Below are 2,528 nucleotides of genomic sequence, written 5' to 3' on the forward strand. Positions count from 1 at the left end.
ATCCCTGAAAGATGATCAGGTTGATAGGTCAGAGATGGAAGCGTGGTGACACGTGGAGTTGACTGATACTAATCGATCGAGGACTTAACCTAAACGAAAAACGGAGAAAGCCCGTTTAAACCGATAGGATGTTGGAGCTTCTGGCGGAAGAGACGATAGTCTCAACAGAGGAAGCGAAACAGCCGTACGGTTTGGCTTTCACAGCTGGACAATAATGAAAAGCGGAGAAAGCTCGTTCATGCTCATAGGGAATTGGAACCGCCGACGAGAAGTCGTTCTTTGACTTCGTGGGAAGTGGTGAAATGACCGTAGAGCATAGCTTGCAGAGCTAGACAATCAAGAAAAGTGGAGCAAGCTCGCTCATATCCATAGGGCATTGGAGCTTCTGACAGAGAAACCGCTCTTTGGTTTCGTCGGAAGACGCGAAATGACCGTAGGATATAGCTTGCGCAACTGGACAATGAAAAGCACTACACGCTTTCCTCAGTAATGTGTTATCTAGTTTTGAAGGAACAACTAAAAAAAGAGTTGAAATTTCTTCTGAGGTATGTATAATAGAATATGTCTGGTGATGATGGCGGAGAGGTCACACCCGTTCCCATGCCGAACACGGAAGTTAAGCTCTTCAGCGCCGATGGTAGTTGGGGGTTTCCCCCTGTGAGAGTAGGACATTGCCAGACGAATCGGAGGATTAGCTCAGCTGGGAGAGCACCTGCCTTACAAGCAGGGGGTCGGCGGTTCGATCCCGTCATCCTCCACCATTATAGAAAAAGCGGAGAAAGCCCGCTTAAACCGATAGGATGTTGGAGCTTCTGAAGGAAAAGACGATAGTCTTAATAAAAGAAGTGAAACAACTGTACGGTTCGGCTTTTGGAGCTGGAGAATTAAGAAATATTTTGCCGGTGTAGCTCAATTGGTAGAGCAACTGACTTGTAATCAGTAGGTTGGGGGTTCAAGTCCTCTTGCCGGCACCATTTAAAAGAGCCATTAGCTCAGTCGGTAGAGCATCTGACTTTTAATCAGAGGGTCGAAGGTTCGAGTCCTTCATGGCTCACCATTTTAATCATGCGGGTGTGGCGGAATTGGCAGACGCACCAGACTTAGGATCTGGCGCCGCAAGGCGTGGGGGTTCAAGTCCCTTCACCCGCACTTTCAAATTACGCGGAAGTAGTTCAGTGGTAGAACACCACCTTGCCAAGGTGGGGGTCGCGGGTTCGAATCCCGTCTTCCGCTCCACTAGACAATAAAATTGCCGGGGTGGCGGAACTGGCAGACGCACAGGACTTAAAATCCTGCGGTAGGTGACTACCGTACCGGTTCGATTCCGGTCCTCGGCACCATTTTAGAAAAGCGAAGGCGACTGTTCATCTTTGAGAGGCGTTGGAGCTTCTGACAGGGAAACCGCTTTTTGGTTTCATGGACAGAAGTGAAATGACCGAAAAGATAGGAGCCGCAGCTGGACAAAACATTAAATATGCGCCCGTAGCTCAATTGGATAGAGCGTCTGACTACGGATCAGAAGGTTATGGGTTCGACTCCTGTCGGGCGCGCCATAATGTAGAAAAGCGAAGGCGACTGTTCAATCTTGAGAGGCGTTGGAGATTCTAAACGGGAAACCGTTCTTTGGTTTCATGGGCAGAAGTGAAACGACCGAAAGATTAGGAGCCGCAGCTAGACAATGAAAGAATTCATACAGATAACGGGAAGTAGCTCAGCTTGGTAGAGCACTTGGTTTGGGACCAAGGGGTCGCAGGTTCGAATCCTGTCTTCCCGACCATTCATTAAATAATCATGGGGCCTTAGCTCAGCTGGGAGAGCGCCTGCTTTGCACGCAGGAGGTCAGCGGTTCGATCCCGCTAGGCTCCACCATTATTAAGAAAAAGCGAAGGCGACTATTCAATCTTGAGAGGCGTTGGAGCTTCTAAACGGAAAACCCCTCTTTGGTTTCATGGACAGAAGTGAAACGACTGAAAGATTAGGAAGCCATATAGCTAGACATCTTAAACAATATACGGCGGCGTAGCTCAGCTGGCTAGAGCGTACGGTTCATACCCGTGAGGTCGTGGGTTCGATTCCCTCCGCCGCTACTATATATATCGAAAAAATGAGAGGACCTTTAGCTCAGCTGGTTAGAGCAGACGGCTCATAACCGTCCGGTCGTAGGTTCGAGTCCTACAAGGTCCACCATTGAATGTGAAACGTGGAGGAATACCCAAGTCTGGCTGAAGGGATCGGTCTTGAAAACCGACAGGGGTGTCAAAGCCCGCGGGGGTTCGAATCCCTCTTCCTCCGCCATATTTATTCTCATTATCGCGGGGTGGAGCAGTCTGGTAGCTCGTCGGGCTCATAACCCGAAGGTCGCAGGTTCAAATCCTGTCCCCGCAACCAACTCTAATTTCTTTGAATTTCATCTTTGAGAGTTTGCGCGAAATATCGTAAGATATTTTAAGCAAAATGTGTGGTCCCGTGGTGTAGTGGTTAACATGCCTGCCTGTCACGCAGGAGATCGCGGGTTCGAGTCCCGTCGG

General features: G+C 49.3%; 13 tRNA genes and 2 rRNA genes. All 15 read left to right on the top strand.

From position 1 onward, the window contains the following. A 23S ribosomal RNA gene (locus ACFOU2_RS14760) occupies positions 1-92 on the top strand; the annotation flags it as partial. A gap of 472 nt (positions 93-564) precedes the next feature. Continuing rightward, positions 565-680: ribosomal RNA gene (rrf, locus tag ACFOU2_RS14765) — 5S ribosomal RNA — on the top strand. A 5-nt stretch (positions 681-685) separates the two neighbouring features. Next, positions 686-761, top strand: a tRNA-Val gene (locus tag ACFOU2_RS14770). A 137-nt stretch (positions 762-898) separates the two neighbouring features. Next, positions 899-974 (top strand) — tRNA-Thr (locus tag ACFOU2_RS14775). Positions 975-981: 7 nt separating this feature from the next. Next, positions 982-1,057 (top strand) — tRNA-Lys (locus ACFOU2_RS14780). A 10-nt stretch (positions 1,058-1,067) separates the two neighbouring features. Continuing rightward, positions 1,068-1,149 (top strand) — tRNA-Leu (locus tag ACFOU2_RS14785). A 12-nt stretch (positions 1,150-1,161) separates the two neighbouring features. Next, positions 1,162-1,236, top strand: a tRNA-Gly gene (locus tag ACFOU2_RS14790). A 15-nt stretch (positions 1,237-1,251) separates the two neighbouring features. Further along, positions 1,252-1,340 (top strand) — tRNA-Leu (locus tag ACFOU2_RS14795). A 136-nt stretch (positions 1,341-1,476) separates the two neighbouring features. After that, positions 1,477-1,553: transfer RNA gene (locus tag ACFOU2_RS14800), tRNA-Arg, on the top strand. A gap of 147 nt (positions 1,554-1,700) precedes the next feature. Next, positions 1,701-1,777: transfer RNA gene (locus ACFOU2_RS14805), tRNA-Pro, on the top strand. Between the two features lie 16 nt (positions 1,778-1,793). Beyond that, positions 1,794-1,869, top strand: a tRNA-Ala gene (locus ACFOU2_RS14810). A gap of 144 nt (positions 1,870-2,013) precedes the next feature. Continuing rightward, positions 2,014-2,087: transfer RNA gene (locus tag ACFOU2_RS14815), tRNA-Met, on the top strand. Between the two features lie 23 nt (positions 2,088-2,110). Next, positions 2,111-2,187, top strand: a tRNA-Ile gene (locus tag ACFOU2_RS14820). 15 nt (positions 2,188-2,202) lie between these two features. Continuing rightward, positions 2,203-2,295 (top strand) — tRNA-Ser (locus ACFOU2_RS14825). Between the two features lie 16 nt (positions 2,296-2,311). Further along, positions 2,312-2,388, top strand: a tRNA-Met gene (locus ACFOU2_RS14830). Positions 2,389-2,528 lie beyond the last annotated feature (140 nt).

Source organism: Bacillus songklensis, from assembly GCF_042649685.1.
GTDB classification, from domain to species: Bacteria; Bacillota; Bacilli; order Bacillales; family Bacillaceae_H; genus Bacillus_BA; species Bacillus_BA songklensis.